The sequence below is a fragment of the Halosolutus halophilus genome, from assembly GCF_022869805.1.
GTDB lineage: Archaea > Halobacteriota > Halobacteria > Halobacteriales > Natrialbaceae > Halosolutus > Halosolutus halophilus.
Genome location: NZ_CP094974.1, coordinates 4,820,234 through 4,844,787, shown reverse-complemented (window position 1 = coordinate 4,844,787; position 24,554 = coordinate 4,820,234). Strand labels below are relative to the sequence as shown.

25 protein-coding genes and 1 pseudogene are annotated in these 24,554 nt (G+C 66.5%); 8 read left to right on the top strand and 18 right to left on the bottom strand.

What is annotated here, in order from left to right; translation table 11 throughout:
* Positions 1–64 precede the first annotated feature (64 nt).
* Positions 65–457 carry a DUF7522 family protein gene (locus tag MUG98_RS24025; protein ID WP_265109921.1) on the top strand — a complete coding sequence of 131 codons (393 nt, stop codon included), beginning with the start codon at positions 65–67 and terminating at the stop codon, positions 455–457.
* 115 nt (positions 458–572) lie between these two features.
* Positions 573–1,013: a pyridoxamine 5'-phosphate oxidase family protein gene (locus MUG98_RS24020; RefSeq protein ID WP_265109920.1), complete on the top strand. Its 441-nt coding sequence runs from the start codon at positions 573–575 to the stop codon at positions 1,011–1,013.
* A 105-nt stretch (positions 1,014–1,118) separates the two neighbouring features.
* Here MUG98_RS24020 and MUG98_RS24015 read toward each other — a convergent pair whose 3' ends face one another.
* Positions 1,119–2,162, bottom strand: coding sequence for an NAD(P)/FAD-dependent oxidoreductase (locus tag MUG98_RS24015; RefSeq protein ID WP_265109919.1), 1,044 nt, complete (start codon positions 2,160–2,162; stop codon positions 1,119–1,121).
* Positions 2,159–2,521, bottom strand: coding sequence for a thioredoxin (trxA, locus tag MUG98_RS24010; protein ID WP_265109918.1), 363 nt, complete (start codon positions 2,519–2,521; stop codon positions 2,159–2,161). Before trxA ends, MUG98_RS24015 begins: the two co-directional genes overlap by 4 nt.
* Before the next feature lie 193 nt (positions 2,522–2,714).
* On the opposite strand from trxA, the gene MUG98_RS24005 reads away from it, so the two are divergent.
* Positions 2,715–3,254 carry a DUF2238 domain-containing protein gene (locus tag MUG98_RS24005; protein WP_265112518.1) on the top strand — a complete coding sequence of 180 codons (540 nt, stop codon included), beginning with the start codon at positions 2,715–2,717 and terminating at the stop codon, positions 3,252–3,254.
* Positions 3,255–3,294: 40 nt separating this feature from the next.
* Here the strand turns inward: MUG98_RS24005 and MUG98_RS24000 are convergent, their stop codons facing one another.
* The gene (locus MUG98_RS24000) at positions 3,295–3,927 is read right to left on the bottom strand and encodes a class I SAM-dependent methyltransferase (protein ID WP_265109917.1); all 633 of its coding nucleotides are present in this window, start codon (positions 3,925–3,927) and stop codon (positions 3,295–3,297) included.
* A gap of 114 nt (positions 3,928–4,041) precedes the next feature.
* Here MUG98_RS24000 and MUG98_RS23995 point away from each other — a divergent pair, with 114 nt between their 5' ends.
* Complete coding sequence (locus MUG98_RS23995) at positions 4,042–4,428, top strand: DUF302 domain-containing protein (RefSeq protein ID WP_265109916.1); 387 nt, start codon at positions 4,042–4,044, stop codon at positions 4,426–4,428.
* 139 nt (positions 4,429–4,567) lie between these two features.
* Here MUG98_RS23995 and MUG98_RS23990 read toward each other — a convergent pair whose 3' ends face one another.
* Together MUG98_RS23990 and MUG98_RS23985 are read right to left on the bottom strand one after the other, a co-directional pair.
* Entirely contained in the window at positions 4,568–4,990 is a 423-nt protein-coding gene (locus tag MUG98_RS23990; RefSeq protein ID WP_265109915.1) for a CBS domain-containing protein, read from the bottom strand.
* A 213-nt stretch (positions 4,991–5,203) separates the two neighbouring features.
* Positions 5,204–5,515 (bottom strand): CPBP family glutamic-type intramembrane protease, encoded by a 312-nt coding sequence (locus tag MUG98_RS23985; RefSeq protein ID WP_425601068.1) that lies wholly within the window; start codon positions 5,513–5,515, stop codon positions 5,204–5,206.
* 37 nt (positions 5,516–5,552) lie between these two features.
* On the opposite strand from MUG98_RS23985, the pseudogene MUG98_RS23980 reads away from it, so the two are divergent.
* Positions 5,553–5,990: pseudogene (locus MUG98_RS23980) on the top strand (RNA-guided endonuclease InsQ/TnpB family protein); the annotation flags it as partial.
* A 315-nt stretch (positions 5,991–6,305) separates the two neighbouring features.
* The gene (locus MUG98_RS23975; protein ID WP_265109913.1) at positions 6,306–7,214 is read left to right on the top strand and encodes a CPBP family intramembrane glutamic endopeptidase; all 909 of its coding nucleotides are present in this window, start codon (positions 6,306–6,308) and stop codon (positions 7,212–7,214) included.
* Positions 7,215–7,274: 60 nt separating this feature from the next.
* Here MUG98_RS23975 and MUG98_RS23970 read toward each other — a convergent pair whose 3' ends face one another.
* The 11 genes from MUG98_RS23970 to MUG98_RS23920 form a co-directional block, all read right to left on the bottom strand.
* Positions 7,275–8,087, bottom strand: a complete 813-nt coding sequence (locus tag MUG98_RS23970; RefSeq protein ID WP_265109912.1) for an alpha/beta fold hydrolase — start codon at positions 8,085–8,087, stop codon at positions 7,275–7,277.
* A complete protein-coding gene (locus MUG98_RS23965) occupies positions 8,084–9,007 on the bottom strand; it encodes an alpha/beta fold hydrolase (protein ID WP_265109911.1) in 924 nt (307 codons plus the stop codon). The genes MUG98_RS23970 and MUG98_RS23965 overlap by 4 nt, the downstream gene beginning before the upstream one ends.
* Positions 9,008–9,158: 151 nt before the next feature.
* A complete protein-coding gene (locus tag MUG98_RS23960) occupies positions 9,159–9,602 on the bottom strand; it encodes a universal stress protein (protein ID WP_265109910.1) in 444 nt (147 codons plus the stop codon).
* A 176-nt stretch (positions 9,603–9,778) separates the two neighbouring features.
* A complete protein-coding gene (locus MUG98_RS23955; RefSeq protein ID WP_265109909.1) occupies positions 9,779–10,669 on the bottom strand; it encodes a hypothetical protein in 891 nt (296 codons plus the stop codon).
* Between the two features lie 202 nt (positions 10,670–10,871).
* Positions 10,872–11,048 (bottom strand): hypothetical protein, encoded by a 177-nt coding sequence (locus tag MUG98_RS23950; protein WP_265109908.1) that lies wholly within the window; start codon positions 11,046–11,048, stop codon positions 10,872–10,874.
* The gene (locus tag MUG98_RS23945) at positions 11,045–11,494 is read right to left on the bottom strand and encodes a DUF8147 domain-containing protein (RefSeq protein ID WP_265109907.1); all 450 of its coding nucleotides are present in this window, start codon (positions 11,492–11,494) and stop codon (positions 11,045–11,047) included. The genes MUG98_RS23950 and MUG98_RS23945 overlap by 4 nt, the downstream gene beginning before the upstream one ends.
* Positions 11,495–11,653: 159 nt before the next feature.
* Complete coding sequence (locus MUG98_RS23940; RefSeq protein ID WP_265109906.1) at positions 11,654–14,308, bottom strand: PEP/pyruvate-binding domain-containing protein; 2,655 nt, start codon at positions 14,306–14,308, stop codon at positions 11,654–11,656.
* Between the two features lie 218 nt (positions 14,309–14,526).
* Positions 14,527–15,306, bottom strand: coding sequence for an MBL fold metallo-hydrolase (locus MUG98_RS23935; protein WP_265109905.1), 780 nt, complete (start codon positions 15,304–15,306; stop codon positions 14,527–14,529).
* Positions 15,303–15,911, bottom strand: a complete 609-nt coding sequence (locus tag MUG98_RS23930; protein WP_265109904.1) for a serine hydrolase domain-containing protein — start codon at positions 15,909–15,911, stop codon at positions 15,303–15,305. The genes MUG98_RS23935 and MUG98_RS23930 overlap by 4 nt, the downstream gene beginning before the upstream one ends.
* A 148-nt stretch (positions 15,912–16,059) precedes the next feature.
* Positions 16,060–17,205 (bottom strand): MBL fold metallo-hydrolase, encoded by a 1,146-nt coding sequence (locus tag MUG98_RS23925; protein WP_265112517.1) that lies wholly within the window; start codon positions 17,203–17,205, stop codon positions 16,060–16,062.
* A gap of 221 nt (positions 17,206–17,426) precedes the next feature.
* Positions 17,427–21,656: a PAS domain S-box protein gene (locus tag MUG98_RS23920; protein WP_265109903.1), complete on the bottom strand. Its 4,230-nt coding sequence runs from the start codon at positions 21,654–21,656 to the stop codon at positions 17,427–17,429.
* Between the two features lie 235 nt (positions 21,657–21,891).
* Between MUG98_RS23920 and MUG98_RS23915 the strand changes: the two genes are divergently transcribed.
* Positions 21,892–22,230 carry a DUF7344 domain-containing protein gene (locus MUG98_RS23915; protein ID WP_265109902.1) on the top strand — a complete coding sequence of 113 codons (339 nt, stop codon included), beginning with the start codon at positions 21,892–21,894 and terminating at the stop codon, positions 22,228–22,230.
* A 137-nt stretch (positions 22,231–22,367) separates the two neighbouring features.
* Here the strand turns inward: MUG98_RS23915 and MUG98_RS23910 are convergent, their stop codons facing one another.
* Positions 22,368–22,910, bottom strand: a complete 543-nt coding sequence (locus MUG98_RS23910) for a DUF2243 domain-containing protein (RefSeq protein WP_265109901.1) — start codon at positions 22,908–22,910, stop codon at positions 22,368–22,370.
* Positions 22,911–23,069: 159 nt separating this feature from the next.
* A complete protein-coding gene (locus MUG98_RS23905) occupies positions 23,070–23,798 on the bottom strand; it encodes a DsbA family protein (RefSeq protein ID WP_265109900.1) in 729 nt (242 codons plus the stop codon).
* Positions 23,799–23,973: 175 nt separating this feature from the next.
* On the opposite strand from MUG98_RS23905, the gene MUG98_RS23900 reads away from it, so the two are divergent.
* Positions 23,974–24,534 (top strand): hypothetical protein, encoded by a 561-nt coding sequence (locus MUG98_RS23900; protein ID WP_265109899.1) that lies wholly within the window; start codon positions 23,974–23,976, stop codon positions 24,532–24,534.
* Positions 24,535–24,554 lie beyond the last annotated feature (20 nt).

Below are 24,554 nucleotides of genomic sequence, written 5' to 3'. Positions count from 1 at the left end.
CCGCTATCGGGATCGTCGCTCGTCCGCCCCGACTTATATGCGACAGTCTCTCGTAGGTCGATGTATGCCCGAATCCTCGACTGACGACCTCGAAACGGAACTGGAAAGCGTCTGCCGAACCGCGATCGGCGACGGACTGCGCAGCATCACGTACTTCACGGCCGACGACTACGACCAGCTCTATCTTCGCACAGATCTCGAGCGTGACGCCGATATCGAGCGGTTCGTGGCGAACGAGCGGCTTGGCTTCACCTCGCAACAGACGTACGGCGACTCCGAACTCGGCGAGTACGAGTTCACCATCCGCGTCTTCGAGCAGGGGTACGTCACCCGGATCATCGTCGGCGAACACGGCGTGTACGTGACCGCCGATCCGCTCAACATGAACGAGTTCCATGAGGTCGCGACGGCGGTCAGGACGGTACTGGCAGACGGTGACGAATCGGACGCGCGGTAACACGCTCGGCTCGACCGTCGGAATCTCGTCGCTCTCGCGGACGAGCGACCGTCGAACCGAACATATCGGACAGCCGTGGCCGAGGTTTTTTATTCTCCGAGTGGTGGCACGTTTCATGAAGGGACTTCGCTGGGTCCAACTGCCCGAAAACGAACGAAACGAGTTCCTGGGTACCGGTGGAACCGGCGTCCTCTCGTTCACGAAGGACGTGGACGAACCGCCAGCCTCGCTGCCAGTGTCGTACGGCTACTTCGAGGACGCCGGACACTTCTACTTCCGCCTCTCGTTTCCGCCGGGAAGCGACAAAGAAGAACTCGTCGACAATCAGGTCTCGTTCGTCGTCTACGGCGAAACCGACGACGGGTGGCGAAGCGTCGTCGTGACCGGGTCCCTCGAGGAACTAACGGAGTTACCCGAGAAGTCGGGAGCCGTCCAGCGGATGTGGGCGGTCACGATCCCGACGGTCGAGATATTCGACCGGCCGCGATCGGAGATCGAGTTCCACGACTTCCGGCTCGTACCGGATACGATCACCGGTCGCAAAGAACCGACGTGACCCGTGATCGGAGTCGTGACTCGTGGCCGGATGAGCGATGGACGCCCACGCTCCTGACGACGGGAGTAGATCGACCGGCGTGAATCCCTCGATCGGCTCGTCCGGCTAGTCGCTTGCCTCGAGTTCGACGGCGGGAGCCGCGTCGCGCCGGGCCGCCCGCTCGTCGAGCCACGCTTCCGCGTCGAGTGCAGCCATGCTCCCGGTTCCGGCTGCCGTGATCGCCTGTCGGTACTGCGGGTCCATCACGTCGCCAGCGCCGAAAACGCCCTCGACGGCGGTCTCGGTCGTCATCCCCTCACTGGTCAGCAGGTAGCCGTCGTCGTCGCGATCGATCGGCGTGTCCGCGAGGAACTCCGTGTTGGGGACGTGGCCGACGCCGTAGAAGATGCCGCCGACGTCGACGTCCTCGGATTCGACCTCGAGACCCGCGTCTAGCTTCTCCTTGGGGTGACCCTCGGGATGGCGCACCAGCGTCGCGCCGGTGACGCCCTCCTCCTGCGAGCCGTGGATCTCGAGTAGTTCGGTGTTCCAGCGGAACGAAATCTTCTCGTGCTCGCGGGCCCGACGGGCCATGATGTCCGACGCGCGCAGTTCGTCGCGACGGTGGACGATCGTGACGCTGTCGGCGAACTTCGCGAGGAACAGCGCCTCCTCCATCGCGCTGTCGCCGCCGCCGATCACGAGGACGTCGTCGCCGCGGTGGAACGCGCCGTCACAGGTCGCACACGTCGACAGGCCGTAGCCCATCAGTTCGTCTTCGTTCTCGGCCCCGACCCAGCGGGCGCTCGCGCCGGTCGCGACGATCAGTGCACGGGTCCGGAGCGTCTCGCCGTTCGAAAGCGCGAGTTCGAACGGTCGCGCTTCGAGCGTCGCGTCCTCGACGGTCCCGTGGACGAACTCGGCACCGAAGCGTTCGGCCTGGTCTTTCCCGCGCTGGATCAGTTCCATGCCGCCGACGCCCTCGGGGAAGCCGAGGTAGTTCTCGACCTCGGTCGTCAGCGTCAGCTGGCCGCCCGGCTCCGGGCCTTCGAGCACGATCGGCTCGAGGTCGGCTCGAGCGGCGTAGACCGCGGCCGAGAGGCCCGCGACGCCGGAGCCGACGATTACGACGTCGTGAACGATCGTTGAGCGATCCGTATCCGTATTCATTCGTTCGTATATTCCTCGATCAAGTTCCGGAGGCGGTCCGCCGGCAGGACGCCGGTTTGCTGTTCGACCTGTTCACCGTCCGCGAAGAGCACGAGCGTCGGAACGCCGCGGACGCCGTAGGCACCCGCGAGCTGCTGGTACCGGTCGACGTCGACCTTCGCCATCACGGCCTCGGTCTCCTCGGCGAGCGCCTCGATAACCGGCTCGAGCATCTTGCACGGGCCACACCAGTCCGCGTAGAAATCGACGAGCACGACGTCGTGCTCTGCGACGATCTCGTCGAGGTGGTCCGTACCCTCGACGTGGACTGGTTCGTCGGTCGGTAGATCGGGAGATCCGGAGTGTGCATCAGTTGCCATCACTCCCCCGTACGAACCGACGGTGTTTAAAGGTTTTGTGTGTATTGTACAATACAGTGGAAAGGACGCTCTCGTCGAACCCGGCAGACACGCGGGATTACCGGGGACGCGCGATCGGGATCGCGAGACCGGTTCCGGAACGGTATCGATTCATTTTTGATTGACACCTGTGACAGAGACCGTAGTGACGTCGATGATACAGGGGACCGAACGTGGGATCCGGTACTCGATCCTCGCCGTATTCGTCGTCGGCTGTCGCCGGCGAGATCCGGGTGCGATCGTGAACGCGCTCCTCGCGCTCGGTGCGACGTATCTCCCCGGTATCGTCGAACGCCGGTACGACGTCGAGTTTCAGCCGTGGCAGCGGGTGTACGCGGAGATCGCGATGGTCACGCACGCCGCCGGGATGCTCGGTCCGTACGACGACGTCTGGTGGTGGGACCACCTCACCCACACCCACTCGGCGACGCTTCTCGGCGGAATCGCCTTCGCGGCTGCCCGTCGTCGCGATCGTGATCCGCGACCCCGGGTCATCGCCGTCGTCGTCTGCGCCGGAATCCTCTGGGAGATCGTCGAGTACGGCATCCACGCGACGGCCGATCGCCTCGGTTTCGAGCCGGTACTCGTCTCCTACGGGAAGACCGACACCCTGCTCGACCTCGTCTTCAATCTCGTCGGCGCGCTACTCGTGCTCGCGTTCGGCGACCGCGTTCTCGAAAATCTCACCTCGTGAGTCGTGATCGTACGAACGGCGTCGTCCGCCGTCGACCCGGCTACGTCGGCACTGACAGTCGTCCGACGTAGCCGATCGACGTTCCGTCCCGATCCTCGAAGCGGAACCCCTGCCGTTCGCCCCGGCGCCGAAGCGCGCCGGCCCTGACGAAGTGCGGATCGGGGAACAGTTCGCCGACGACGAGTCGGCCGCCGGGTTTCAGGACGCGGCGGAGTTCGGCGAGCGCGCGCTCCTGATCGGGAATCTCGCCGAGGACGAGGACCAGATACGCCGCGTCGAAGCTATCGTCCGGATACGGGAGGGTCCGTGCGTCCCCCACGATCGGAGCGACGTTCCGACGGTCGGCGTCCCGCAATCGAGTCCGCAGGTGATCGACCATCGCCGGCTGCACGTCGACCGCGTGAAGCGTTCCGTCGGGTTCGAGCGATCGAGCGACGGGCAGCGTGTAGTAGCCCGTTCCCGGGCCGACCTCGAGGACGCGTTCTCCCGGCCGTGGTGCGAGCAGGTCGCGCACGCGAGAGCGCGTGATGATCGGTCGCGGGAGGTCGATCCAGCGCCGCTGCGAGTAGGGACACGGGGACGGGTTCCGCCGCCACCGGAGGGCGAACGCGATCCCGGCGACGACGAGCGCCAGCAGCCCGAGGAACCGTCGAGATGGGCGTCGTGTGACCATCGAAACGGACGTTTTCCGCGGAGGAGCTAAGTCTTTGGCCTCGACGTCGGCCGCTCGATCGACGTTGCTGCTGCTACCCAAAGAGTAATTCCTGTCGGACCTGTATTGTGCGCTATGTCCTATACTATAAACAAACGGGTCGACGGGGAGTTCGACGACGTCGTCGCGGAGACGATCGACGCACTGGAAGACGCGGGGTTCGGCGTGCTCTGCGACATCGACGTACAGGCGACGTTCGAGAAAAAGCTCGGCGAGGACTTCCGTCAATACAGAATTCTGGGCGCGTGTAATCCCGGACTGGCACACCAGGGCCTCGAGGAGGACCTCGAACTCGGCACCCTGCTGCCGTGTAACGTCGTCGTCTACGAGGGCGACGACGGCGCGGTCGTCGTCAGTGCCGTCGAACCCGGAAATCTGCTCGACGTCACTGGTAACCCGGCCCTCGAGTCGATCGGTGACGACGCTCGCGAACGGTTCGAGCAGGCCCTCGAGCAGCTCTGATCGTCACTACTCGGGCCGCCGAGGGGTCTCCCGGGGAGAGGGTCCGTGCTGGCGGGCCACCATCGACGCGATCGAGCGCGACGCTATCGGTGACGGCGAGAGGCGACCCACACGGCGATACCCTCGGAGAACCCGACGGTCAGTACGGCGGCCGCTGTGCCCGCACGACGCCCGCCAGTTCCTGGTGCTCGTCGGCGAGTAACTCGTTCAGATCGTCGACCGTGATGATACCAGTTAGTTCGTCGTTCGAACCCGTCACGGGAAGCCGACGGATACCGTGTTCGCTCATCGACTCGGTCGCCTGGTAGAAGCCGGCGTCCTCGTCGATCGTCTGCAGGTCGTCCGACATCACGTCCTCCGCGACGACGCCCTCCGGATCCGCTCCGTCCGCGAGCACCTGCATCGCCAAATCGCGATCGGTGACGATTCCGACCGGCGTCTCGCCGTCCGTGATGACGACGCTTCCGACGTCTTCGGCCTGCATCGTCGACGCGAGTTCGCGAATCGATTCGTCGGTCGCGGCCGTGACGACGTCGCTTCGTGCGAGGTTTTCGATCGGCATTGGATCTCTTCCGAAGGTCCCACGACGAGCGGTATAACTCCTTGATGTGATCTGTGTGACAGTCTGCGTCGTGTGAATGCGACGTCAGTGACACCGGCCTCTCCCGTCGTCCCGGCCCGCACCGATCACGAAAGACTGGCCGTCACCGAATCCGTGGTCGTCGCCGATCGCTGACCGTCGCCGAATCGGTGGCCAGTTGTCCGCGATCGAACTTCAGAGAGTCGTCTCGGACAGCGTCTCCTCGCTGCGGAACCGCGGTACTTCGTCGGAATCGTATCCCAGGCGCCCGCCGGTGAGTGCCACGAGGACGAGGACGGTGACGAAGAGGACACCCACCTGTACCGCCAGGAGCGTCGTATGAGTGGGACCGAAGACGATTTCGTCGGCGAACGGCATCAGGTGGACCGTTCCGGTGTTGAAGCCGCCGTGGAGTACCATCGCCAGGAGAATACTCCCGGTGTGGTTGTAGATCCAGGTGTAGAAACACGAGTAGAGCACGATTCCCAGGGCCGTGAGGAGGACCATCCCGCCGAGGACGATCGGGTCGGTTATCCCGTGGGCCGATCGCGGGTCCACGGAAGACCTTGACGCGAAAGGACTGGTTGAACTCGAGGGCAACTCCCGGAACCGCGCCGGAGCAGCGTGGGGAACGTTCCTCCGGATGCTCGAGTACAAGTGCGAACGCGAAGGCACGTATTTCGTGGCCGTCGATCCAGCAGGCACGACCAAAGAGTGTGCGGCGTGCGGTGTCTCGAGCGACAAGCCGCCGTGGGTCCGGGAGCACTCGTGTCCCTCGTGCGGATTCACGGTGGATCGAGACTGGAACGCGGCCTGGAACATTCTTTCTCGCGGTATCAAGCAGGGAGGAGCGGGACGCTCCGAATCACCGCCTGTGGAGACTGCGCTCCCTACGGGAACCACTTCGGTTCCTGCAAAGCGCGTCCTCGAAGCAGGAAGCCCCACCCTCAAGGAGCGAACGGCGTTAGCCGTGAGCGAGTAGGGAGGGGTAGTTCACACCACCGAAACCGGTGTCGACGCCCAGCACTGAGGGGAGGAAGCCGGCCTACGAGACGGCGTAGGCAAGCACGAAGAACGAGACGACCGGGCGACGAACGACTCGCTCGCGAACGGTATGCCGGATCATGCTCGGAGACAGACGGCGATCGGCGATAGCGTCGTCGCTGATTCCCATCGCTCGGGTTCGAGGGCCACTGGAGACGGTTCCACGGATGCCGGGCGATCGGTGTGAGCAGCCGTCGGAAATTCCCCTTCGCGAGTCGATATCTCGTTATATGTCGACGAACAACATACCACTATGACAGACCGACGGGTCCCTCCGGGGACGGCGACCGGGCGCGAGAGCGACACGACGACCGACCGGCCCGCGCTCGCAAATCGACCGGGCTTCGACGTCTGGGGGTTCCTGTTGTTCTCCCACGGCTGGACCTGGCTCTGGTGGAGCGTCCCGATCGTCGCCGGCTGGCACGTCTTCCGGTTCCCGGGAATCGTCTTCCTGATCGTCGGCGGCGTCGGCGTCACGATCGGCGGCGTCGTCATGGCCTGGCAGGTGGGCGGCCGATCCGGACTCGTGGACCTGTGGCGACGACTCGTCGACGCGAGACTGATTCCGGGCCGCTGGGCCGTGGTCGTGCTCGCGCTCTGGCCGGCGCTCGCGCTGGTCGGGGCCGGTGCCGCGATCGTCGTCGACGGGTCGACGCGTCCACTGAGCGCAGCGCCCCTGCTGGGCCTTCTCGGCGAGCCGATCGCGCTTCTGGGGACGCTAGCGGCGATCTTCCTGCTCGGCCCGTTTCACGAGGAGATCGGCTGGCGCGGCTACTGGCTCGATCGGCTCCAGTTGCGCTGGAGCGCGCTGATCGCCAGTCTCGTCCTCGGTCTCGCGTGGGCGGCGTGGCACGCGCCGCTGTTCCTGATGGTCGGGTACTTCAGTAGCTGGGACTTCGCACCGGACCCGGCCTGGTTCGCGTTCAACATCCTCGTCGGCGCGGTCCTGTACACCTGGCTGTACAACAACACGAACCGAAGCGTCCTCGCCGCGATCGGGTTTCACTTCGTCGGCAACGCGACCGGCCAACTTCTCGAGCTTTCGCCGACGGCGGACTTTTACCAGACGGTGGCCACGACGGCGCTCGTCCTCGTCGTCCTGCTCTGGTGGGGGCCGGTCGAACTCCGACGCGGGGCCGATCGGCCGCTGCCGCCGTACTGATCGATCGCGGCCCGACGGCGGCGTTTGCGCCCCGCTGCGAGTCGGTACCCGAGCCGCGTTTCACTCGGCCCCGGCCGCAGTCGGCCAGACGACGTCGGTGGCGAACTCGCGGATGGCCGTCGTGTACGCGTCCGGTCGATCGAGATTACAGGTGTGTCCCGCGTCGGCGATCCGCCGCGTTCGCGCGTCCGGGAGCGTCGGCGCCAGCCGGTCGGCCGCGGGCGGGTTGAGCCGATCGTCCGCGCCGTTCAGCAGCAAGACGGGGCCGTCGTAGGCTCGCAGCGTCGCGTGTGAGTCGATCCCGGCGATCGCCATCGCACCCTGGCCGTAACCGGCTGCCGACACGCCGCCGTCGAGGATCGCGTCGACGACCACGTTCTGAATCGGCTTCGATCGCAGCCCCGATCGAACGTGCTGCCGGAACCGCCGTTCGAGCGGCGCCACCGCGGCCCCGAGTCGGGCGACCAGACCGGCGAGCGCGGTCTTCGCAGCGAGCCAACCGCGATAGTTCGCGCTCGCACCCGAGGGGACGAGTCCGGCGACCCGATCGGGGTACCGCGCGGCCAGTTCGATCCCGACGTAACCGCCGAGCGACTGGCCGACGACGAGCGCCGACTCGGTCACCCCCGCGTCAGCGAGCGATTCGGCGGCGACGGCCACCCCGTCCTCGAGCGAGAACGAATCGCTCGCACGCCGTCCGTGGGCGGGAAGATCGGGTGCGACGACCCGGTAGTCGGCCTCGAGGTCGCGGACCTGTGGAAGCCACATCCGCCACGACAGTCCCGCGCCGTGAAGCAAGAGGATCGGCCGACCGGTTTCGGGACCGCCGACGTAGCTCGCCCCCGCACCCGCAGGCACGTCTGACGACGTCATCCGTTCGCCACCGCGGGTTCGGGGTCGGGAAGCGCTCCCAGGACGTGCTCGCGCAACGCAGTCGTCGCGAGCGAACCGGTCACGTGGCCCTTCTTCAGGACCGAAAGCGGCAGTCCCTCGTAGCTCGGTCGTTGCCGGTCGAACTCGATGATCCGATCGTACCGTGCGAGCAACGGTTCGCAGTCGACCGCGTCGACGGCCCTGAACGGCTCCTCGAAGTCGAGCACATCTCGCAGCCGGTCCGGCTGGTTACGAGCCGAGTCGCTCGCCATCGTTCGGTAGCTAGACGAGACGAATAGCTCGCCGAGTGCTGCGCCGGCGAAGATCGGAACGTAACGATCGACGGAATCGAAGCAGGCACGATGGAGGTTGATCGCCCACCCGCCGAGGCTGATCCCCGACGCCACGACGGGGCCGCCGGTTCGTTCCGTCGCGCGTTCCGCGAGCACCTCGACGAGCGCGGCCGAGGCGGCGAGCATCCCGGCGAAGTTCTCGAGGTCGCCCATCGCACGAGCGTAGTCCCTGCTCGAACCGTCGTGGAACGGCGCCCGGACGGCGACGAGGTTGGCCGGCACGGCCCGCCCGCTCGCGACGAACAGCCGCCGGAACGAGTTCGAGCTGAATCTGCCGAAATCGAACGGACGCTCGCCGCTCCCGTGGAGATAGACGAGCGTCGGGTATCCGGGACCGCGCCACTGCCAGGGCATGTACGCGGCTTCGAAGTCGCCGATCGGGGTCGCTACGGTCACGTCGTGCGCTCCGGCGCGAGACAGGGCGCGGGCGCCGACGCTGGCCGTCGCCTCGGCCGCGACCTCGACGATCGGCGGGGACTCGAGACTTCGTGCGAAGAATTTCGCGTCCCGGAGGAGCAATCCGCTGAGCGCGATCGTTCCGACGTCGACGGCTTCGTGGACGTTCATGGCAGTCGGGTACGACCGCGCTTCTGGTAACGGTATCTACACGTCTCCATCGTCGGGTCGTCCGCCTGCCCGATCGGCGTCGGGAACCCGACCGCGAGGCCGGATCCGGCGAGCGATCCCGGGCGAACGGGCGGGTGGCGGCGGGCGACCGTCAGCGGACGACGGTCATCGGAACGGTCGCTCGTTCGACGAGTTGCTTCGCGACGCTGCCGAGCATCAACTGCGTTCGCTCGGAGCGACCGCGGTGACCGACGAAGACGGCGTCGAATTCCTCGGCGTAGTCGGCTATCTCTTCGACCGGATCGCCGTAGACGAGTTCCGTCTCGATGTCGTGACCGAGTTCGGCGGCGAACGAAACCGCGTCTTCGAGAACGTCCAGCCCCCGCTGTTCGGCGTCCGCCATACTCTCCACGATCAGTCGCTGGTCGGCATCGGAGAGCGACGAGATCGGTTCGGTTCCACCCTCGTCGAAGACGGTGGGATCGACCGCGTAAACGGCCGTGATCGAGCCGTTCATCGCGTCCGCGATGTCGCTGGCGTAGGCGAGTGCTTCCATCGACTCCTCCGAACCGTCGACGCCCACGAGGTACTCCATAGTCGAGTGTTCGCCACGGATCGGGTTAATTCTCTCGCACGCCCGGTCCGCCCGGAGCGGTCTTCGATCGCACTCCCCGGAAGGGTTTTCGAACTGAACTCCCCGGAACGGTCTTCGGTCGAGCGCAGTCGAGGCCAGCGGAGTGAGTCGGGATCGGCGCTCTAGCGGAGGTCGGGTTACTCGCCCCGTTCCGGACGACGATCGGTCTCCGACACCGGACTGCCGTCGCGGGTCGCGGCCGTCGACGGATCGCTCGCCGGCCCGATCGATCGCAGGTACCGACCCAGTAGCGCGAGGCTCGAAAGCGCCAGCAGACCGAAGACGACGAGAACGGGCACCGGAACGAGTTGCCCGTCACGAAGCTGAAAGACGGCCATCGTCAGTACGGCCAGACCGAGTGTCGCCGCCTTCACGAGGAGGACGGCGGTGAACGCGTATCCCCACGCCCGCCGCTTCTGGAGCCAGTACGCAGAGAGCACGAAGGCGGGAAGGACGATCCCCAGGTCCAGCGAGTAGACGACGGACGTCGGCAGCGCCGCCTCGGCGACGCTCGGCGGCGTCGTCCCGGCGACGGTCGCGGGCAGCACCTCGGCAAGCCACAGGAACGCGACCAGGACCGCCAGCAACACCTGGAAGGCGACGTACGGACGGACGGACAGCCCCTCGGCGGCCCGTTCGACCTCGCTCGGGTCGAGCCGGACCATCCCGCCGACGAACGTGACCAGCGTGAGCCACAGCAACGTCGTGTACACGAGGTACAGTTCGTTGAACGCCATCATGAACGCGTACGAGGCGTAGGTGTACAGCAGGTAGCCGTCGACGCCGAGCCAGACGACGTAGCCCCGCAGCGAGCCGCGATCGGCGTAGTACAGCGCGACGGCGAAGACCGGGAGCGCGACGACCAGCGTCAGCAGGTCCTGCCCGTAAACCTGCGGCAGGAGAACCGGCGCGTCGCGGTAGAATCCCGGGACGAACAGCCCGACGAGAGTCGCGGCTCCCGCGAGGACGATCGTCAGGAGGGACGCGAGGACGTACGGCCGCGGGAGCGAGACGTCGCCGTTGCTCACGGACCACCACCTCGTCGCGTATCCGATTCGTCCCTCGTCAGCACCGGACGCTCGCAGATCCCGGAACGGACGGAAAACGTATGCATCGATACTCACCGATTGATAGGTCGAGAGTCGTGATAAAGAGCGATCCCGGTTCTCGGCCGCCGAGAGCCCGGAGTTGCCATCTCTCGATCCGGGAAATCCGCCCCGCGTCCTCGAATCAATTCCCGCTCCCCCACGGGGCAAGCGGTGCGCCGGTCGTGATCCGATCGGCAGCGACGTACCTGTCGTGGGCGACGCAGACGGCGGTCGCGAGGACCGCAGCTACGATCCCAGCGACGCCGACGGAGGCGACCAGAGGTTCGCCAGCGCCGGTGAGATAGAGAGGAGACGTCACGACGAATTCGTCGGAGGGGAATCGGGCGAAGCGCGACCCGTCCCGTCGCGACGGAAGACGAGATACGCGGCCAGCACGGCGGTGACGACCCCGACGGGGAGACCGCCGAAGAGCATCGCCGTCGCGAGGCCGACCGCCTGCGTCCAGAGAACTGCCATCGCGAGTCCCCCTCCGCCGACGAATCCGCCGATCGCCGCGACCGTCGCCCAGAAGCGTCGCGCCGTTCGCACGGAGGGGTGGCCGGTCGCGGCACGTTCCTCCCGGTAGGTGATCCCCAGATACGTGAGCGGGACCAGGGCGAGGCCGATCGTGAGTCCGGCAGGGAGCCCCAGCATCGCGGACGGCCAGACGTGCGGGGCGAGCGCTTCGGTCACGCCGATCCCGACCCCGAGAAAACCGAGGACGCCGACGAACAGACTTCCTGCGATCTTGATTGCGGTGTTCATGGTTTCACTACGGTAGCTGAGAGTATATCCCTACCAGCTAATTCCCGAATACGGAGAACGTTCGGCTACCACCACCGTCCAGCGAGCAGTACGAAACACGCCGCGTCTCTCGTCACCACATAGACGACGTGTGCCGGTTCGATCAGCCATCGGTCGATCCTACCCGTCTTCCAGGAACTCGACGACCCCCCGCGTTCCGTCGACGCGAATCCGATCTCCGGTGTCGATCTCGCGAGTCGCCTCGGCGGCGACGACCGAGGGGATGCCGTACTCGCGGGCGACCAGCGAGCCGTGAGTCATCACGCCGCCAACGTCGGTCACCAGTCCGGCCGCGTTGAGAAACAGCGGCGTCCAGCCGGGGTCGGTGTGTGGCGCGACGAGGATCTCCCCGCGCTCGAGCGTCGCGTTGCCCGGATCGTGGACGACGCAGGCGACCCCCTCGGCGATCCCGTCGGACGTCGGCGTTCCGACGAGCCCGTCGACGTCGGTGTCGGCCGCCGCTCCCCGAGGGATCTCCCCGTCGCTCGCGATCACGCGAGGGGCACGTAGCTGGCGATTGCGACGGTGCTCGGCCCGACGGGCGTCGAGGTCGACGTCGATCGGCTCGGCCGGGGACGCAAGCGCCGACAGCAACTCGTCGAAGTCGTACAGCCAGACGTCCGCCGCGTCGTCGAGGCCGCCCTCGCGTTCGAGGTGCTCGCCGGCCGCCAGCACCTGGCGTCGCGTCTCGTCGAGGAGTTGCGAGAGGGCGTACTTCGGCGTCTCCCGCATCGAGAGGTAGCTCCGGTACCGCGCCGCGAACGGGCGGACCAGGCGCCGGCGGATCGAGCCGAAGGCGGCCTGGGCCGCCCTCCGTTCGAGGCGTTCGATCGCCGCCTCGGCCTCGGCTTCCAGCCGGTCGACGCGTCGGCGATGGTCGCCCCGCTCGCCCGTCTCGAGCGACGCCCTGACGGTCTCGAGCAGCGGCGACGGATCCTCGCGGTATCGCGGTCGGCTGAACTCGATCTCGGCGGGTGCCCTGAATCCGTACTCGTCGAGGAAGTCCTCGAACGCGGCCACGAACGCCTCGCCGCCCTCCACCTCGCGAATCTCCTCGAGGTCGCGCCCGTCGGAGAGCGCTTGCTCGACTGCGGGATGGTCGCGGGCCACGTCGGTGACGTCGCCCAACTCGAGCATCATCGCGGTCGTGACGTTCTCGCGGAGGCCTCGCCCGAGTGCCTCGAACTCCTCGTCTGCGCCGGGACAGAGTCGCTTCAGGGCGGCCCGGTAAACGTAGACGTTCCACAGCTTGAACGCCTGCGTCACCCCCTCGAAGGCGATTTCCTCGTACGTTTCGAGCAGTATCCGGATGCGGTCGCGGTGCGTTTCCCCGCCGCGAACGCCGCGTATCAGCCGTTCTGCAAGCCGGTCCGCCCACTCGCGACTCCGTCGTGGCACTCCCTCGTACGACCTGCTCACCAGCCCGCGAACGATCGCCCGGATCGACCGTCCGACGGCAGGGAGGAGCCGTCCTGCAGTCGAGAGCGTCCGCGTCGGCGAGACGCCACGGAGCAGCGAGATGTCGGCGAGTTCGTCGCCCCGTCGTTCGCGAACTTCCTCGAGCGGGGGGATCGCCGCCCGGTCGACCTCCTCGAGGGAAGCGAACAATCGAGCGGAGAGACGATCGGACCGGACGAGCGGGGTCACGTCCATGTAGACGATCCCGCCGGCCGTCGTGGAGACCGGACCGGTCGGCAGGTCGTAGCCGACGACCCGTCCGAGCGTCGTGGCAGTGACCCGTCGCCAGTGGTCGGCGACCAGGGGCGGCATCGACTCGGTCATTCCCTGTCGGTGGTTGAAGCTGTAGTAGACGTGCAACGCGTCGTCGTCAGGTGGCGGCGACGGGACCGGGAACAGCGTGGTGATCGGCCGGGACTGCAACACCCACAGCCGACCGTCGGCGACGGACCACTCGACGTCCTGGGGCGTATCGAAGAGACGTTCGATCGCGTCGGCGTAGGAGACGAGCGTCGTCACCTGCTCGTCCGAGAGGACGCGCCCGCGGTGAGAGTCGCCGCTTCGACCGTCGTTCGACTCGTCGCGGTCACCGACGCGGTACTCGAGGATCTCACCGCTCTCCCGGTCGACCCGGACGTTGTCCGCCGTCACGGTCCCCGAGACCACCGACTCGCCCAGTCCCGCGGCCGCGTCGATCGAGGCGACCGTCCGCCTGCCGGAGGTCGGGTCGGCCGTGAATAACACGCCAGAGGCGTCGGCGTCGACCATCCGCTGGACGACGACCGCCATCGAGACGTCGCCGTGGGGTACGTCGTTGGTCGCCCGGTAGGCGACCGCGCGATCGGTGAAGAGGCTCGCCATGCACGCGGAAACCGCGTCGAGAACCGCCTCGAGTCCCTCGAGTTCGAGTTCCGTCTCGTGCTGGCCCGCGAACGAGGCCGACGGGAGGTCCTCGGCGGTCGCGCTCGATCTGGCGACGTAGACCGCGTCGTCGTCGACCGCGTCGGCGATCGCCTCCCGGACGTCCGCGGGGAGCGGTCGCTCGCGGAGACGATCCCGCAACTCCCCAGCGAGCGCCCGCTGTCGGCCGGTCGCCGTCGGATCCACGTCCTCGAGGTCGGCGATCAGCGCTTCGATCTCCGCGTCCGCAACGAGGCGGTCGTAGACGGCCGTCGTCACGCAGAAGCCGTCCGGAACGGGCAGTCCCGCATCGATCAGTCGCGCGAGGTTCGCCCCTTTCCCGCCCGTAAGCGTCGCGTCCGCCGCGGCCGCCCCCGTTAACGGGAGTACCGAGTGTTTCGGCTCGAGCGTCTCCATACGCCAAATACGCGGGGTCGATGGGTAAAGCGAACGGAACCGCCCGCGATCGGCGCTCGGCGAATCGTCTCGAACGGGTCGGCGTCGGGGATTGCGAGGAACGCACCGTCCACGCCAGCCATCGTGAGCACCTGGGCGGTGACGTTCCCACCGAGACTGAGTCCAGGATCGTTCTCTGGCCGCGAGACGAAGGGGCGGCGATCCGATGGCCCCGCGAATCAGCCGAAATCGGCGTACCTGGAGGTGATCGGATCCGTCTCGATCAACGCATCGTCGCTGTACGCTCCCATGTGCTCCCGTAATCTCTCGACGTCGAAGGGATCGCCGTGGGCTGGATAGACCCGTTTGGCACCGCTACCGAGGATCTTCTGCCAGCTTTCGTAGTACTGGTCGACGTCGGTAATGAATATCGTGTGGTACTCGATCCCGGCCCAGAGCGGCCTGCTCATCGCCGCATCACCACAGAAGAGCGTGCCATCGTCCAGGAGGACGGAGATCGAGTCCGGGGTGTGTCCCGGCGTTTCGAGGATCGTCCCGTCGATTCCCAGTTCGCGCAACAGCCGGTCGTCGTCACCGTCGACCAGCATATCGTCGTCACGAAGCGTGACGGGCGGAAAGGTCAGGTCCCACTCGGGGGTCAGCCACGATCGCACTTTCGCCAGATAGTACACCCGTCTGTTCAGCAGTCCGCCGCCGGATCTGTCGTTTTCACCGGCCCGTAACAGGGCTTCGGCGGCTTCGTGTGCGATCACAGTCACCCCGTCGAGCAGTTCGTTCGCGAAGCCGACGTGATCGTCGTGGTGGTGGGTCAGGAGCAGGTACTCGATCTCGTCGACGTCGATACCGGCGTCTGCGAGTTGCGCGAGGAAGGTCCGGTACTCCCACTCGTAGCCGGTATCGATCAACAGGTATCCCCGATCGGTCTCGAGCAGGTAACAGTTCGTCGATCCCGGCGATAGTTTGATCCCCGTCACCCCGTTCGTCGCGTCGTCGGTCACGGTTCGTCACCCCCCGCACGCGGGAACAGCACGGTCAGCACCGCCAGCAGGGCGATCGCCAGAAGCGCCAGTCCCACCCAGTCGGCGATCACCGGAAGGAAGTGGCCGACGATCGCTCCCCCGACGGCCCACCACAGCCCGGCCGCGAGGAGCGGCAGGCCGGCGCTGTGGCTGAGCAGTCGTCGCACGGTCACCTCGTCCCACGAATACTCCGCGTTCGGGAGCTCCCAACTGGTAACGTGGCGCTCGACCGAATCGTCGAGCGAGATTTCGCCGCGTTCGGCGAGCTTCAGTACGCCCCACGCGGTGACCGACTTCGTGATCGACTGCACCCGGAACGGGGTGTCGTCGGTCGTCGACCGCCCGGCCTCGGGGTCGGCCTCACCGTACGCGCCGGTCCACGTCAGTTCGCCGCCCTGGACGAGGGCGACGCTCGCCCCGGGAACGTCGTAGCGATCGAGCAACTCCGGGACCCGATCGTCGAAGTGGGCCGGCAACGAGTCGGCGGACGTGTCTCCACTGCCGGGCCCGAGACTGCCGGCGATCGGGCCGGCCAGTCCGGCACCGGCGAATCCGAGGTACCGGCGGCGAGTGGCGTCTCGCATAGCGGCACTTTCGGCCCACACGGTATCTCGGTTGCCGTGATTCTCGGAACGCAGGAACGGCGTGCCACGAATGGAGGGTCGCGGGCGCGCTCGGGCCGGAAAATCGCCGGGTACGTCGGGTGAACTGGAACGGGAACCGCTGGAGACGTCAGGCGGCGCAGTTGTTGGGTCCGAGTTCGAGTTCCGTCGCCTCGTCCGGTTCGTCGAGGTCGTCCCGGCCCGTGTTGAGTTCGATCACGCGCTCGTAGTTCGGCGGCTTCTCGGGCGTCTGGTCGGTGAGCCGATCGACGAACGCGTCCTCGTCCAGCCCGAGGAGGTCGAGGTCCTCGCGGAGGTCGCCGATCCGGGCCGCGATCGGCTCGCCCGGCGAGCCGACCTCGTATCGTCCGTCCGTCGTGACCGAGACGTGTCCCGGGAGGATCCGCACGTCGTCGGGAAGGTCGAGGATCGTCTCGTGAAGCGACTCGTACAGCAGTTCGGCGCCGGTCGCCGCGTCGTCGTCGCCGAACTGGAGTTCCGTGCGTCCGACGGACTCGACGAACAGCGTATCGCCCGTCAGCAGCGCCTCGCCGTCGACGAGGTAGTTCACCATCTCGGACGTGTGGCCGGGCGTGTGCAGGGCCTCGATCTCGATATCGCCTACGTCCATCGTCTCGCCGTCGGCGAGCGGGTCGTACTCGTGGGCGACGTCGCGTTCGCTGGCTCTCTCCCCGAGGTGGTAGGGTACGTCGAGCGTGTCCGCGAGCGTCGACCCGCCGGAGATGTGGTCGGCGTGGACGTGCGTGTCGAGGACGCGCTCGATCGTGAGTCCGGCTTCCTCGGCGGCGATTTTGAACTGGTCCGTCTGTCGGGTCGCGTCGACGACGACCGCTTCCGCGGCGGATTTCGAGCCGACGACGTATCCCAGACACCCCTTCGCGCGCCGCTGGAGTTGCGCGACGAACAGGTCGTCGTTGCGGGTGTCGATCGGAACGACCTCGTACACCGTACTCCAGTCTTCCATTCCGCCCTTGACGACCGAGACGTCGTAGCCGTGTTGCTCGAGTTCGAAGCTGAACGGGGTCGAGGTAAGCCCCTTGCCGCAGATGGCGACGACCGGCTTCCCGTTCGTCACCTCGTCCACGCGGTTCACTTTCTCCTTCGAGAGTTCGTCCTCGGGACCGAACGGGACGTTTTCGGCGCCGGGAGCGTGCCACGCCTCGTAGCTGTCCTCCGGCCGCGTGTCGACGAGCGTGAACGACTCGCCGGCATCGAGCATGTCGGCGAGCCGCTCTGCATCTATCTGGTTCATAATTGGGATATCTTCACAATACAGTACGGCCGTTGACGGACATAGCTCCGCTCCTTGCAAGCGCACGGCCGATCGCGAATCGAACACGGGCGCCGTCGAACCCCATCGAGGGGGCATAGCGTTCCCTGCTCGTTCGCAATCGTCTTCCGGTGAGTCAGACGCGAGGGACCGGGACCGCAACCGGATTCGCTACGTCCGGCCTCCGGTACCGCGAACCTGCCTCCCTAGGTCGACGCGGGAGTCGACAACAGCGATCGGAACACCCGCTGCTGGGCCTTCCGGAGGTGCTGGTGGAACGTCGCCGGAGCGATATCGAGCGACTCGGCGACGGCTTCGCCGGACGCGTCGCGAGGCCACTCGAAGAAGCCCGCGTGATAGGCAGCCTCGAGGGTCGCCCGCTGGCGATCGGTGAGGTCGGTCGTCAGAACCTGCCGAACCCGTTCTGCCGTGTCATCGCGCCGGGTGGTCTGGCGGTGTTTCAGCAGTTCCGCGGCGGGATAGGCGGTCTGTACGGCGTCGATGACTCTTCGAACGTCCGAACCCGGGGCCATGCGGAGCGTCATCAGGTAGTCACCGTCTTCGATGACGACGTTCTCGACGGACCCGCCCAGCGAGGCGACCGTCGACAGCACCGGTGGCTCGGAAAGTCGGAGTTCGAAGGTGGTGTCGCCGCTGTCGTTCCGGAACGTCGCGTCCACCCAGTGTGGAACCGTTTCGACGAGGGCCGCGACGCTGTCGACCGCGTCCGCGGTCGCGCTCCCGTAGACGAGGTACTCGTCGCCCTCGATGGGGACCGTGTGGTCGAGCGTGACCCGTCCGGTCGTCGGAACGCCGACGTCGAGCGCGTCGAAGACGTCGCGGATGCGGAACTGAAGTTCGACGACGTCGTCGCTCATCAACGCTCGCTTGCGCTCCGTGGCGGCGATGGCGTGAGCCACCACCTCCCCGAGCTGGCTGATCACCGTCCGCTCCTGCCCCTCGAACGCGTTCGGCCGATCGGCGTAGACGTTCAGTACCCCGTAGACGGTGTCCTCGTGGACGATCGGGATGGCCGCCGACGAGCGGAAGCCGTACTCCTCGGTGTGGCTCCGCCAGGGGTCGTGCCTGGAATCGGTGCGGATGTCCTGCGTGGTCTGGATCTCGCGCTCCAGGATGGCCCGTCCCGTCGGGCCCATGCTGCGCTCGTCGTCCGGATCGGCGGAGATGGTGATCCCGTCGAGGTACCCCTCCACGCCGGCCTCGGTTCGCACGGACACCGTCTGCGAGGCGACGTCGACGTCGCCGATCCAGGCGAACAGGTACGACTCCGCCGCGGCGAGGTGCTCGCAGACGACCTGTTCGATCTCCTCGCGCGTGGACCGGTCGACGACCTCGTCGGTGATGCTACGGACGACGTCGTTGAGGTCGTCGAGGGCGGCGAGTTGCTCGCGCTGGCGTTCGAGTTCCCGCTCGCGTTCCCTGCGCTCGGTCACGTCCTGGAACATCGCCATGCCGGCGAACACCGACCCGCTCTCGTCGGTCACGGGAACCGTCCATAACTGGATCGTCCGGCCGGCGTACTCGGTCTCGAAGGAGTGCGATTCCCCGCTCAATGCGGCCCGGTAATGCGGTTCGAGAAGCTCGATCTCCTCGGCGGTGCTGCGGTCGTAGAGCGTTTTTCCGATCGTTTCGTCTGGGGATCTGTCGAACACCTCGTAGAGCTCTCCGCCCGCGATCAGATAGCGGAAGTCCTCGTCGAACAAGGTGACGATGCCGTTCGGGAACTTATCCACGAGCGTCCGGTACCGCTGCTCCGACTCCTCGAGTCGACGCTCGCGTTCCTTCTGTTCGGTAATGTCCTGTGACAGCCCCATGGCGGTGAAGACGTCGCCGTCGTCGTCACGAACCGGGACGAAGTGGAACTGGTAAGTGCTGCCGTCGATCGTCTCCTCGAACGCGGAAATTTCGCCGTCGAGCGCCGCTTCGTAGCACGGAACGACGACGTCCGCGATTTTCCGTGGGAGCGCGTCGCGAATGGGTGCCCCCTCGAGATCCGCCCTCGTCACGTCGGTGTCCCCCTCCAGCGTGCCGCCGAACGTGACGTAGCGGAGATCCTCGTCGACGAGCGCGACGGCGCCGTTGGGGAAGTGCTCGACGAACGTCCGGTAGCGGCGCCGGTACTCCTCGAGTTCGCGCTCGCGCTCCTTGCGCTCGGTGATGTCGGTGAAGTACACGGACAGGCCGGACGCCGACGGGTACACCCTGACGTTCTCCCAGATGTCGAGCGGTTCCGAGAAGCGTTCGAAGCTCGTGGCGGTCTGGGTGGCCATCGCCGTCTCGAAGTGATCACGAATCGGGTCGTCGTCGGCCACGGAGAGCGCCTCCCAGACGGACCTGCCGAGGAGTTCGGACCCGGAGTAGCCCAGAAGCTCCTCGGCGCGATCGTTGACGTAGGTGAACCGCATCTCGTCGTCGAGTGCGTAGAACGCGTCGTCGACCCGTTCGAACAGTTCCTGCAGTTCGGACTCGAGGTCGGCGTGCTGGCGTTCGAGGCGTCGAGCCTGCTCTTCGAGCTGTGTAACGTCCTCGAGGGCGACGATCACCTGCTCGACGTCGCCCGTATCGTCGAGGACCGGGGAGGCGTTACTCGACAACCAGCGGTCAGTCCCGTCGGAGAGGGTAATGCCGTGACGATACCCGAGGACCGGCTCTCCCGTCTCGAAGACCTCCGTAACTGGGTGCTCGTCGGGACCGATCGGGTCACCGTTCCCGTCCCAGATATTCCACTCCGGTTCGTCGTACGTTCGTCCCTCGATCTCCACTGCGGTCAGACCGAGCAGTTCCTCCGCGCGACCGTTCGCCCGGACGATCTCGCCCTGGTCGTCAAGGACGGCCAATCCGATCGGACTCGTATCGAAGATGGTCTCGAGGAGATCTCGCTCGCGTTCGAGCATATCCCTGGCCTGCTGTTTCCCGACCAGGCTCCCGAGTTCCGCCGCGATTGCGGTCACGACTTCGACCAGCCAGTCGTCTTTCCCCCTCGATTCCGACATGTAAAACTCGAGAATAACCGCCACCTCCCCGTCGACGAGGACGGGGACACCCAGGCCAGCCTTCACTCCGACCTCGGTCGCCAGCGCGGTCCGGTGATACGTCTCTTCGGGGAGCGCAGAGACGTCGGGGAACCAGACCGGGGTTCCCGAGGACAGGGCTCGACCCGGTATCCCTTCGCCCGGATTGAAGGTGAACTCCAACGACGCTTCGTCGAATGGAGCGTACGCGTCCGACTCGACGTACGAGACGGGAAGGCGCTCGACGACCCCGTCGTCGGTCGGAACCCACGCCTGACCGAGTTCCCAGTCCGTCCACTCACAGACGTGTTCCAGTGTCGCCTGAAGACCGTCCTCGAGCGACGCCGCTTCCGTCAGAGCCCGGCTCAGCGATAGCTGTAGTTGATGTTCCTTCTGGGCCCGTTTGCGATCGGTTCTGTTCCGCGTGACCTTCACGTATCCCTGGAGGTCGCCGTCGTCGTCCCGGATGGCGGTGACGGTGACGGTCGCCTGGAACTGCGAGCCGTCCTCCCGAACGCGCCACCCTTCGTCCTCGATCGCCCCCTCGTCGGCGGCGGCCGCGAGGTTCGCCTCGGGGACGCCAGCCTCCCGGTCCGCCTCGGTGTAGAACACCGAGACGTGTTCGCCGAGGACTTCGTCGGCCGCGTAGCCCGTGATTTGGGCTGCCCCCGCGTTCCAGGTCTGAACGTGGCCGTCCGGACCGAGGGCGAAGATCGCGTACTCCTCGACCGCCTCGACCAGCGATTCGAACTGTGCTCGCTCGTCCGGGGCCGTGTGTTCCGCCCGGTTCCGCTCGGTGACGTCGTCGTAGCGTTCGATCCGGCCACCGGCGTACGCCCCGGACTCGATCGGTTTGCTGCGATACTCGAGCCAGCGATCCTCGCGTCCCTCGCCCGCCGTCACGCGACACTCGAACCGTTCGGGAGACCCGGTTTCGTCGTCGGTCTCCATGACGGTATCGACGAACGACGGTCCGTCCTCGACCGCGGATGCCATCCGTTCCGTGACGAGTTCGCGTTCGTCCTGCCCGAGAACCTGCTCGCGATCGAGTCCGAAGTACCGCTCGGTCGCGCCGTTGATCCACACCACCTCGCCCGCCACGTCGAGGAGGACCACGCCGACGTCCGCGCCGTCGAGCGCGTCGCCGATCGGGGACTCGACGCCGGTCGGCCGATCCTCGCCGCCGGGTGCCGACGCCGGTGGCCGCCACCACACGCGGGCACTCGCTCCGACCTTCTTGGTCTCGAGTTCGTCGTGTTCGACGAGTCGATTCAGGCGTTCGTAGGTGCTCCGGCGGCCGAGGTCGAGGCGGTCCGCGACTTCGGTCGTCGTCCGCGGCGTGCCGGAGCCGTCGAAGAGGGCGAGGGTTTCCCGAAGACTCTCGGTCAACGATCGAGACGTCATTGCAATAACCCTCGCAACACACGCTTTTCAACCCTCCGCCGGCGGAGGCACTTTGCGAACGGAGAGCAGCGGACGGAGATTCGTGATCGCGGTTCCGCTAGTGGTCGGCGTGCCGTCACGTCGGAAACGATCCGTTCCCGGAGAGAACCTAATTACTGTTACTCTAGCCTTACGGACGTCCGGGTTCTTGGATGAAACTATACTGGCCGCCGCTGGCGGGTCAGTGTCCATCGATATGACCCGATCCATACGCGAACTCACGAGGACGTACGCGGAACCAGTCGATCCGTGGGAGAGCGATCACGACCGACCGTTCGAAACGGATCGACGCACGATGACGATCGACGTACTCCTGGGACGGCGCGGTCCGGTCGAACTCGCCGATCTGGCAGCGGGCATCGCCGCGCGCGAAAACGGTGTCGACGAAACCGACGCGGAGACCGTAGACCGCGTCGCACTCGCGCTCCACCACGTTCACCTCCCCAGGCTAGCCGACTGGGGAATTATCGACTACGACCCCGCCGCAAACCGTATCGAGTCCTGTCCTCGTCGCCACGACGCCGGGATCGAGTAGCGCCTCGATCGGCGTCGTCGTCCGCCCTGCGATCGCTTCCGAACGGGAGGATCGGGCGCGTCTCTGCCGAACCCACGGGCCGCCGGACGTACAGTACGCCGCCAGCGACGAGCGGCGGTTCGCGAACCGGGTCCCCATCAGGTCGGCTGTTCGTCCGTCCCGCGGTCGTCCCGAGACGCGGGCGTGGCCGCCTCGTCGCCGCGAATCACGGCGTACCCGCCGGCCACGAACACCGCGCCCGACAGCAGGAACGCGAGATCCCAGAGGAGGACGCTTCCGGGCCCGGCCGGCCAGACGTGGTGAATGCCGAGGAGCTGGTGGTTCACGAGCCCCTCGACGAGATTGAACGCGCCCCAGCCCGCGATCACCGACCCGACGAGCGTTCGCCCCGACCGGGGAACGGCCGGACGCTGCCACGCGCGGACGAGCAGGGCGATTCCGACGATCGTAAAGAGGTACGTCCCGACGTGGAAGAACCCGTCCGCGAGCACGTTCAGACGCAGATTGGCGACGGACGTCGGCGCCGTCCAGGCCGACAGCATGTGGTGCCACTGCAGGAGCTGGTGGAGCACGATCCCGTCGAAAAAGCCACCCAGGCCGATCCCGAGGACGATTCCCGCCCGGACGAGCGGTTTCGTGCGCTCGCGAAGTCCGAGCCACGTGTCTGCTCGTTGAACCATACTGAACGATCGTGGGTCGTGGAAAAGCGTGCACTGCTGTCTAGTGCAAGCGGCCGCCGCCGAACGAGGGCGGTGGGCGTCGGAACGCGGAAATCGGTCCCGCATCCCCGTTGCATCCCGCTGCGGGCCGCCGGACAGCCCCGCAAATCGCGCTCGGCGTCACGCGTTCTCGATCCGCTCGATCGCCTCGTCGAACCGTTCTTTCGGCTGCGCGCCGGTGAGCGTTCCGGCCGCTTCGGCCTCCGGATTGAAAACGACGAACGTCGGGGTACCCGAGATGCCGAACGACCGGGCCTGTTCCGCGTCCGCCTCGATCTCGTCTTCGAACGCCGATCGCCGATCGTCGAGACACGACTCGAGAGCGTCGGCGTCGACGCCGGGGACCGATCGGGTGTACTCGAGGAGGTTCTCGGTCGCGGCCCACCCCGAATTCTTCTCGCCCTGTTCGTCGAAGATCGCCGTGTGCCAGTCCCAGTACGCCGACGGATCGGCGTCGTGAACCTGGTCCCACACGCACTTGCCGGCGACCGCGGCGGTCATCGAATCCGCGCCGAAGTACGGCAGCGCGACGAACGCGACGCGAACGTCACCGGGTTCGACGTGGTCTCGAACGAGGTCGGGGAGCGTCTCCCGTTCGAACCGTTCGCAGAACGGACACTGGAAGTCCGTCCAGTAGTAGATCTCGATCGATGCCTCGGGCGATCCCATGATCGGTTTCCCGGTCAGATCGACGCCGAGCGCCGACGTTTCGTCGCTCGAGTGAAACTCCGGCGACAGGTCGTGAGACCCGTCGTCGTCGGCTCGCGTGAGATAATACGCACCGCCACTGCCGATCGCCACGACTGACCCGGCGAGGAAGGCACGACGGGACGGCTGATCGAGAGACATCTGTTGTACTCGCGCTCACTTCACCTCACCGGACCGTAACGGAATCGCCGATTTGCTGGGTCAGCAAATCGGGACCGCCCTTCGACGGCGGGGGAGGTATTTCGTCGCCTGTGAACGGTTGCTGGCCCGGAAAATCGCCGGATGCGATTTATCCACGGACGCCGATCGAAGACACATGTCCGGACCTGGTCTCGCCCGACGCCGGTTGCTCGGGAGCGCCGCGAGTGCGCTCGCGATCGTGACACTGGCCGGTTGCAGCGATCGGAACGACTCGGATTCCGTCGGCGGTGACGGGACCGACAGCACCGACGACTCGGGTTCGAACGACGGGACCGAGTCCGACGGCCCGGAGCAGCGTGCGGACGACCTCGACCTCCGGGAGGCGAACGTCGTCGACGTCGCGGTCGACGGCGAGGACGGATCGTACGGATTCGACGTGACGCTCCACCACGACGACGACGGCGAGGACGGCTACGCGAACTGGTGGCAGGTCGAGCGCCTCGACGGGACGCGACTCGGTCGACGAGAATTGCTCCACGCTCACTCCGAGCAACCGTTCACGCGCTCGGAGACCGTCGACGTTCCCGACGACGTGACGTGTGTCGTCGTTCGCGGTCACGACCAGACCCACGAGTACGGCGGTCGAGCGATGCTGGTGACCCTCGACACGGGTGCGACGCGGTCCGTCGACCAGGGTCCTGAGCCGCGATCGTTCGACGGGAACGGCTGTCCCTGAGAGAGCCGAAGTCGACGCCG

Bases quoted from the DNA above. Each gene is read 5' to 3' on its own strand.
- MUG98_RS23930 (WP_265109904.1), bottom strand. From the start codon at position 15,911: ATGCGAGACGCCACTCGCCGCCGGTACCTCGGATTCGCCGGTGCCGGA.
- MUG98_RS24015 (WP_265109919.1), bottom strand. From the start codon at position 2,162: ATGAATACGGATACGGATCGCTCAACGATCGTTCACGACGTCGTAATC.
- MUG98_RS23915 (WP_265109902.1), top strand. From the start codon at position 21,892: ATGACCCGATCCATACGCGAACTCACGAGGACGTACGCGGAACCAGTC.
- MUG98_RS23970 (WP_265109912.1), bottom strand. From the start codon at position 8,087: ATGACGTCGTCAGACGTGCCTGCGGGTGCGGGGGCGAGCTACGTCGGC.
- trxA (WP_265109918.1), bottom strand. From the start codon at position 2,521: ATGGCAACTGATGCACACTCCGGATCTCCCGATCTACCGACCGACGAA.
- MUG98_RS23900 (WP_265109899.1), top strand. From the start codon at position 23,974: ATGTCCGGACCTGGTCTCGCCCGACGCCGGTTGCTCGGGAGCGCCGCG.
- MUG98_RS24005 (WP_265112518.1), top strand. From the start codon at position 2,715: ATGATACAGGGGACCGAACGTGGGATCCGGTACTCGATCCTCGCCGTA.
- MUG98_RS23945 (WP_265109907.1), bottom strand. From the start codon at position 11,494: ATGAACACCGCAATCAAGATCGCAGGAAGTCTGTTCGTCGGCGTCCTC.
- MUG98_RS23990 (WP_265109915.1), bottom strand. From the start codon at position 4,990: ATGCCGATCGAAAACCTCGCACGAAGCGACGTCGTCACGGCCGCGACC.
- MUG98_RS24000 (WP_265109917.1), bottom strand. From the start codon at position 3,927: ATGGTCACACGACGCCCATCTCGACGGTTCCTCGGGCTGCTGGCGCTC.
- MUG98_RS23905 (WP_265109900.1), bottom strand. From the start codon at position 23,798: ATGTCTCTCGATCAGCCGTCCCGTCGTGCCTTCCTCGCCGGGTCAGTC.
- MUG98_RS23985 (WP_425601068.1), bottom strand. From the start codon at position 5,515: ATGGTCCTCCTCACGGCCCTGGGAATCGTGCTCTACTCGTGTTTCTAC.
- MUG98_RS23910 (WP_265109901.1), bottom strand. From the start codon at position 22,910: ATGGTTCAACGAGCAGACACGTGGCTCGGACTTCGCGAGCGCACGAAA.
- MUG98_RS23995 (WP_265109916.1), top strand. From the start codon at position 4,042: ATGTCCTATACTATAAACAAACGGGTCGACGGGGAGTTCGACGACGTC.
- MUG98_RS24025 (WP_265109921.1), top strand. From the start codon at position 65: ATGCCCGAATCCTCGACTGACGACCTCGAAACGGAACTGGAAAGCGTC.
- MUG98_RS23920 (WP_265109903.1), bottom strand. From the start codon at position 21,656: ATGACGTCTCGATCGTTGACCGAGAGTCTTCGGGAAACCCTCGCCCTC.
- MUG98_RS23965 (WP_265109911.1), bottom strand. From the start codon at position 9,007: ATGAACGTCCACGAAGCCGTCGACGTCGGAACGATCGCGCTCAGCGGA.
- MUG98_RS23940 (WP_265109906.1), bottom strand. From the start codon at position 14,308: ATGGAGACGCTCGAGCCGAAACACTCGGTACTCCCGTTAACGGGGGCG.
- MUG98_RS23975 (WP_265109913.1), top strand. From the start codon at position 6,306: ATGACAGACCGACGGGTCCCTCCGGGGACGGCGACCGGGCGCGAGAGC.
- MUG98_RS24020 (WP_265109920.1), top strand. From the start codon at position 573: ATGAAGGGACTTCGCTGGGTCCAACTGCCCGAAAACGAACGAAACGAG.
- MUG98_RS23960 (WP_265109910.1), bottom strand. From the start codon at position 9,602: ATGGAGTACCTCGTGGGCGTCGACGGTTCGGAGGAGTCGATGGAAGCA.